Here is a 5,843-nt window from a genome sequence, read left to right on the forward strand (position 1 = left end):
AATTCGTAGACTAAATGAAACATTTGCTCTATTCTCCTACCTGATTATACCACAACCATGAGCAAACGTTGAAACGCTTTTTCAAGAAGTCTAATTAAAGCCGTCCTAAAAGGACGGGGCTTGCACCCAAATTTTCGGTCACGGTTTTTTCGGGTGCTTGGTGGGAAAGTGCGATCGCACAATCATTAATATCTTTCACAAAAATCAATATCCCCGCTCTGTGCTGATGGCGCAGCCTGCATGACCGGTCTGTGCTGATGGCGCACCCTACAGGGATCACATTAACCGATTTTCCATCATCAAAAAGGGTTGACTGTATTCCTACAGCCAACCCCGCGCATATTTATTTGTCCTGCGTTTGCTCAAACAGCAACACTACCTGGCAAGATTCGGGAACGTATAGCCGACACCGACTAACAATCCTACTTCAGCTCCGTCCACAAAACCAACATTCAGTCCCGCTGTTGCTGTTAAATTTGTCGTCAGCGGCACATCTACACCCCCCGAAATCAGGAAGCCCAAAGTACCGTCATCGCCGGTAGAAATTACCACGCCAGCACCTACATAAGGAGCAGCACTAATCACAAAATCCTCGCTGACTTCGACGGCCTCTTGAGATACAAAATCGAAGGTAACAGGAACTAGAAAAGCTAAGTCGTCGCGGAACAAAACAGTCGGTCTCACCGACAAATTGCTCGTCAAACCGATTTTGCTAATAATGGCAAATGAACCGTCGCCTAAGGCTGAATCTCCGCCAAAACCTAGATTGCCGCCAATACCGATGTAGCTGGGCCCAGAACGGGTAGCTCGGCCTGGTCGGATTTGAGTTCCTTGAGCCACTTTTTTAGTTGGTTCTGAGACAGTTGCCGGTTTTTCAGCAACTTTCGGTTTGTTTGTCAGAGCTGAGGCGGAAGTGCTGACAGGATTGCTCAACAATTCTTGTGCTGTTGTGGCTTCTTTTTCTTCCGTGGTTGCAGTCTGTTCAGAATTATTGATATCGGCAACAATTGAGGTAGGTCGATCGCTCTTTTTGGCAGTTTCGCTCGTTGACTGCACTTTGACGCCATTATCAGCAATCTTAGCGGTTTCTTCCGACTTTTGTGTCTCAGCAACAATGGAGGTATCTTGCTCCGTTTCTGTCCCAGCAATTTCCGATGTTGCTGCTTCCGATTTTTCCGGTGCAGCAATAGATACTGGCAAGTTGGCTGCCGGTTCAGAGGCTGCTGGCTCTGCCGCTGCTGTTAGTTCGCTCCAACTGATTGAATCAATTTTTGTATTACTAGCCGTTGTTTCTGCGTCGGGTTTAACTGCTGAAGTTGCCGCCGGCTCAGAAATTTGGTCAATATTTTGAGTAGCCATTGTTGCAGTTGTAGCGACATCGGGCAAGTGGCCCGTTTCAGCTTTCGCTGACAGGGTACTGCAACAAACAGCTAAAGCTGCAAGATTTATTAACGCGAAAGTAGACTTGGAAAATAGACTATTCATAAGAAACTCCTCAATGAACGGTGTGTTAAAAGTTTGACACTCTCCGACTACCAGGCGCGGGGATTCTTGGTTCAACGAAACCACTTAATCTAGAGTCCTTGGGTCATCTAGACTAGAGGTGGGATTCTCCCCAAGCGTTAATTCGGGTATGCCCTACCCTATTTGCATTGCTGCAAGTCCTGTTTAAGTTTGAAACAAATTTGTTTCAAAATACTGTTAGTCTAGCCCCTATAAATCTTTTAACCACTGCTAGGAAGAAACTAGAACAATGCAGTAGAACCGCAGAGATTTAATTGTCAAGGTTCAGTGCTTTGCCGTTTGACAGCAAGGTTTTTAGAGTGGTTGATTACCGCCACTATAATTAACAAGCCTAGCTTAAACCGACGACAATGGCAAGAACCAAAGTATACTACAACTTGCGGTTAACTGAAATTGAATGGGAGGAGTTAGTTGCTTATATTGAATAAAAAGCAGTTCTAGATGGACGGGGCTTTAAACCCAATTTCTTGGTAAGTGTTTGAGGGCGACCGTCGAGAGCTTTGCTAAAAAAAGACACAAATATGAGTTGTGTTGTTCCTAGATTTGCACTCTATCGTTGAAGAGTCAACTCTCAAGCTGATTAGATTCAAGAACCGACCGCGGGTTTAGAGGTTAATTTTAATTTACCGATCGAGCGGCTAAAAATCAATCCTAGGGATGATTTCACCCTGAATCCAGTTTAATTGAGGGGTCGATCGGGCGCCTCGCTTGCATTCTACAATACTGTACTTGAGCGCGCCCGGCAGCAGAACCCTCAAAATCCCGTTTTTGAGGGCGCACCGGCTCGAAACCAAGAGACAGCAAGCTTTCAAAACAGTTTTGGCAGCAGAGCCGTCCCAAGCAAGCGCAGTTGCACCAACGCGATCGGCTGCTGCAGGGTCCCTGACAAGTAATGTAGAATAATAGCATCTATCCGAGAAAGAGTTGTGGCTGGATCGTGTCAAAATTACTGAATATTATGAGAATTGGGTAAAATTTAGTGTTCTATTAGTAAAGTTTAGCCTTCGCTTTCGCTCAGGGTCTAACCATCTAACAACAGCACGCAACTCAACAAGTAAAAACAGACAAAGTATCTCATCTCAACCTGACTTTATGAGCAAAGTTCTAGTCATATTAGGCGAATTGAGCGATCGCGACATCGATTGGATGCTCGCCAACGGCACCCGCACCCAAGTTCCCCCCGGCACCACCCTGATCACCGAAGGTAAGCCCTTAGACGCCCTGTACATAGTTCTGGATGGAACTTTGAGCGTTTCTGTATCATCTTTGGGCGGCAAAGAAATTGGAACAATTATTTCCGGGGAAGTGTTGGGCGAAATGTCTTTTGTAGACGGGAGGCTTCCTTCTGCTAGCGTCACGGCAATTGAAGAGTGCCTCATTCTGTCAATTCCCAGGCGGCTGCTAACTGAAAAACTCGAGCAAGACGTGCTTTTTTCCCTGCGGTTTTATCGGGCGATTACCAAATTTCTCTCGTCGAGACTGCGGGGTACAGTCAAACGCTTCGGCGAAGATACTGATTATTTAATATATCAAGACCCCGACGACGAGCGCGCCATCCCGCAAAATTTGGAAAATCCAGATTTGGCTGAATCTAGATTTCAATGGCTGTTGCAGCGTTTGAAGGGGATTTGAAGTTCGGGAACTAGCAGTGTACGGGAGTTAACGGATGTTGAGGGGAGTTCGGCAACGGATTTGCTTGAGCGAGGATTTAACTAATGGATGTTGAACTTTGAGGGAAGAGGTTCGAGGGCAGAAGGAAAAAAATAAGATTATCCCTTTTGTCTCTTTCTTCTTTTTCTACCAATGCCCCCTTAACAATTGGCAATTGGCAATTGGCAATTTCCAGTTACCAATTTCCAGTTACCAATTCCGAATTCCCAATTAGAAAACATATTTTTCAGCGACGCGCCAGTAGCGGGAAAAACGCTTCAAATCAATGTAACCCTCGTAGCGGACAAAGGGTTCGGGCGGTAAAACTTCTACAGGGATCGATCGCTTAATTTCCCGGCAAATATCGTGAAACCGAGGACTGGGACTTTCCGCAGTCACCACTTGATTTGCGCCGGATTCGATCGCAAAAGCGATAACTTCCGCAGCCACATCGCCCCGCCGAATAACTACCGGCAACTCCAGCAAACATTCGTAAATAAACACCATTCGTTTGAGACTCAACTGCCATTCATCAATGAGCGCATCATCCCAAACCCAGATGGCAGGCGCCTCTGGGTGCGCTTGAAAAGCGGGGCCTTCAGGACTCAAACAGTCGCCGTGCAGCCAAATAATCCGATCGTTCATAAATGGGGAATGGGGAATGGGGCATCGGGAATTGGGCATCGGGAATTGGGCATCGGGAATGGGGCATCGGGAATGGGGCATCGGGAATTGGTATTTGGTAACTAATGACAACAGTCAACAGTCAACAGTCAACAGTCAACAGTCAACAGTCAACAGTCAACCAATAAATTTTTAATTTTTGCGACCTTTTTGAGGGCGGTTCCAACTTTTAGAACCGCCGCTGCGATCGACCTTTTCTCCCGAAGGAAACAACTTGCCTTCCAAATATTCGTAAGTTCCCTCAAAATCGCATTGCCCGTACAGAGGACAATCGCGACAATAAACCGCCTTAGTATAACGCTCCAAATTTTCCCGATTAAAAAAATAAGGTTTGTGGCTAAAAGTGCTGGCTACCCACTGCCAAGAAAGATTGTTGCTTGCCGGATCTCCATCTAGCAAGTGTTGCAAAAACCAGCGAGCTCCGGCTTGCCAGCGCACGCGGCGCCAATGTACCAGATAAGCGGCAGTCCACATCCGCTGGTGGTTGTGCAAATAACCAGTTTCTTGCAACTCGCGGCTGAAACTGTCGATGCAAACCAAACCAGTAGTGCCCTCCACGACATCCTCCGGCAGAGTTTCGCTGTAATCTGAAGCAGTGTAACCAGTTTTGTAGGCTTCCCGGTCTTCCCAAATCCCCTTGCCCAATTCGGCGTACAGTCGCTGCCAATAATCCCGCCAGCCCAACTCGTTAACGAGTTTTACGGCCTCTTCTCGATACCGCACCTTCTCCAGCACGGCATCCCGGACTTCCGCAAGACTCAAAACACCGTAGCGCAAATAGGGCGACAAGCGCGTTACCGCACCGTTGAGGAAATTGCGGGTTGAGGCGTACTTGCCGGGGTCAACTTGTTGCAGGGCTGTCTCGGCTGCTTTGCGCCCGCCTAGGATCGGGGCTACACTGCTGTCCCGGGCGGCTGCTTCGGGGAACTGTTCGCGCACGTAGGTAATTAATTCGTCGCGGCTAGCAAATTCCCGCTCCATGTCCTGACTCATTGTTTTTTCTCAAGCGCCTGTTATTGTTTCTTAATGTTAAAGCTATTTGTTCGGGCGTGCCTGGTCGATCGCCCGTCGATTGCCATGAGATCCTGGTAACTCACATCTTGCACGTCAGCAACAGGCTTGCTGGCCTGTTCCACAAGAAAATTTATCTTTTGTGGAACAGGCCAGCAAGCCTGTTCATAAAAGGCTAATTGAGAATGGTGCAAGATCTCAGTGGTAACGTACAGTTTGCCCCAGCAGCAATTGATCGTCAGCCCGCAGCCAAAATTAGCATCAAAGTCAGTACACTCAGGGATAGATATAATAGCTGGCAAAAGTATAGTCATTTATAGACATGGGAGGCGTCAAGTCCCTCCCCCTTCACTTTTGCTTTAAGCGGATTAACCCGCATTGGCTGAACTACGCAGCTCTCTATCCCATTGCTGAACGCATTTGGGATTGCTTTTCTGAGGATGTTGTACGCGGCGTTCACATCGGAATTAATTAACTGACCAACCGATGTTTTGTACAAACCTCTTTTAATCCGCTTACCAGTAAACACAGGAGCTTTTTCTGTTTTCCCGTAGATAGGGATTGAATCTAAACCCAAAAAATTTGCGCGAGATGTGTAAGATTCTTCCTGTATAATTACATCGATTCCTAACAGCAGAGCTTTGTATTCCAACATCTCAATCAATCGAGAGTGAGGAATACTAACAAAGTTTTGGTTGGTTTGCTTCCCGAGATCACTTTCAGTTTTCCACTGCGAGTTCTTGCCAATTACTAGCGTCCCAATCTGCTTGGTGAGCAAAAGGTTAATAATTAGACGGCTAGCATGATGTAAGTAATTGTCAACTTTCTGATTGCGACAGCGAGTTAAGCGCTGAATCCGGGGTGATGTTTTGCGGTTCCCTGTTAACTGGGATTGCAATCTTGAAGAGCGCTTGTTGTAGAACTGGTTAATCGATTTCAATGGTCGCCCGTTAATCAACAAAGGGATAAATCCC

The 5,843-nt window shown here is 46.8% G+C and carries 8 protein-coding genes; 3 read left to right on the plus strand and 5 right to left on the minus strand.

What is annotated here, in order from left to right:
• Positions 1–375 precede the first annotated feature (375 nt).
• Complete coding sequence (locus ACUVJL_RS09075) at positions 376–1,485, minus strand: hypothetical protein (protein WP_445245541.1); 1,110 nt, start codon at positions 1,483–1,485, stop codon at positions 376–378.
• Between the two features lie 747 nt (positions 1,486–2,232).
• Here ACUVJL_RS09075 and ACUVJL_RS09080 point away from each other — a divergent pair.
• Entirely contained in the window at positions 2,233–2,427 is a 195-nt protein-coding gene (locus ACUVJL_RS09080) for a hypothetical protein (RefSeq protein WP_445245542.1), read from the plus strand.
• Positions 2,428–2,616: 189 nt separating this feature from the next.
• Positions 2,617–3,156: a cyclic nucleotide-binding domain-containing protein gene (locus tag ACUVJL_RS09085; RefSeq protein WP_333130750.1), complete on the plus strand. Its 540-nt coding sequence runs from the start codon at positions 2,617–2,619 to the stop codon at positions 3,154–3,156.
• A gap of 249 nt (positions 3,157–3,405) precedes the next feature.
• Here the strand turns inward: ACUVJL_RS09085 and ACUVJL_RS09090 are convergent, their stop codons facing one another.
• On the minus strand, positions 3,406–3,819 hold the full coding sequence (locus ACUVJL_RS09090; protein ID WP_445245543.1) for a hypothetical protein: 414 nt from the start codon (positions 3,817–3,819) through the stop codon (positions 3,406–3,408).
• 16 nt (positions 3,820–3,835) lie between these two features.
• Between ACUVJL_RS09090 and ACUVJL_RS09095 the strand changes: the two genes are divergently transcribed.
• Positions 3,836–3,994 (plus strand): hypothetical protein, encoded by a 159-nt coding sequence (locus tag ACUVJL_RS09095; protein WP_445245544.1) that lies wholly within the window; start codon positions 3,836–3,838, stop codon positions 3,992–3,994.
• Here ACUVJL_RS09095 and ACUVJL_RS09100 read toward each other — a convergent pair.
• From ACUVJL_RS09100 to ACUVJL_RS09110, 3 genes are all read right to left on the minus strand, one after another.
• On the minus strand, positions 3,991–4,851 hold the full coding sequence (locus tag ACUVJL_RS09100; RefSeq protein WP_445245545.1) for an FAD-binding domain-containing protein: 861 nt from the start codon (positions 4,849–4,851) through the stop codon (positions 3,991–3,993). The genes ACUVJL_RS09095 and ACUVJL_RS09100 overlap by 4 nt on opposite strands.
• Before the next feature lie 20 nt (positions 4,852–4,871).
• Positions 4,872–5,183, minus strand: coding sequence for a hypothetical protein (locus ACUVJL_RS09105; protein WP_445245546.1), 312 nt, complete (start codon positions 5,181–5,183; stop codon positions 4,872–4,874).
• On the minus strand, positions 5,180–5,843 hold a 664-nt coding region (locus tag ACUVJL_RS09110; RefSeq protein WP_445245547.1), incomplete at its 5' end, for an IS200/IS605 family accessory protein TnpB-related protein. The genes ACUVJL_RS09110 and ACUVJL_RS09105, both read right to left, overlap by 4 nt.

It is taken from the genome of Microcoleus sp. OTE_8_concoct_300, assembly GCF_031383065.1.
Lineage (GTDB): Bacteria > Cyanobacteriota > Cyanobacteriia > Cyanobacteriales > Microcoleaceae > Microcoleus.

Bases quoted from the DNA above. Each gene is read 5' to 3' on its own strand.
- ACUVJL_RS09095 (WP_445245544.1), top strand. From the start codon at position 3,836: ATGGGGCATCGGGAATTGGGCATCGGGAATTGGGCATCGGGAATGGGG.
- ACUVJL_RS09090 (WP_445245543.1), bottom strand. From the start codon at position 3,819: ATGAACGATCGGATTATTTGGCTGCACGGCGACTGTTTGAGTCCTGAA.
- ACUVJL_RS09085 (WP_333130750.1), top strand. From the start codon at position 2,617: ATGAGCAAAGTTCTAGTCATATTAGGCGAATTGAGCGATCGCGACATC.
- ACUVJL_RS09100 (WP_445245545.1), bottom strand. From the start codon at position 4,851: ATGAGTCAGGACATGGAGCGGGAATTTGCTAGCCGCGACGAATTAATT.
- ACUVJL_RS09105 (WP_445245546.1), bottom strand. From the start codon at position 5,183: ATGACTATACTTTTGCCAGCTATTATATCTATCCCTGAGTGTACTGAC.
- ACUVJL_RS09075 (WP_445245541.1), bottom strand. From the start codon at position 1,485: ATGAATAGTCTATTTTCCAAGTCTACTTTCGCGTTAATAAATCTTGCA.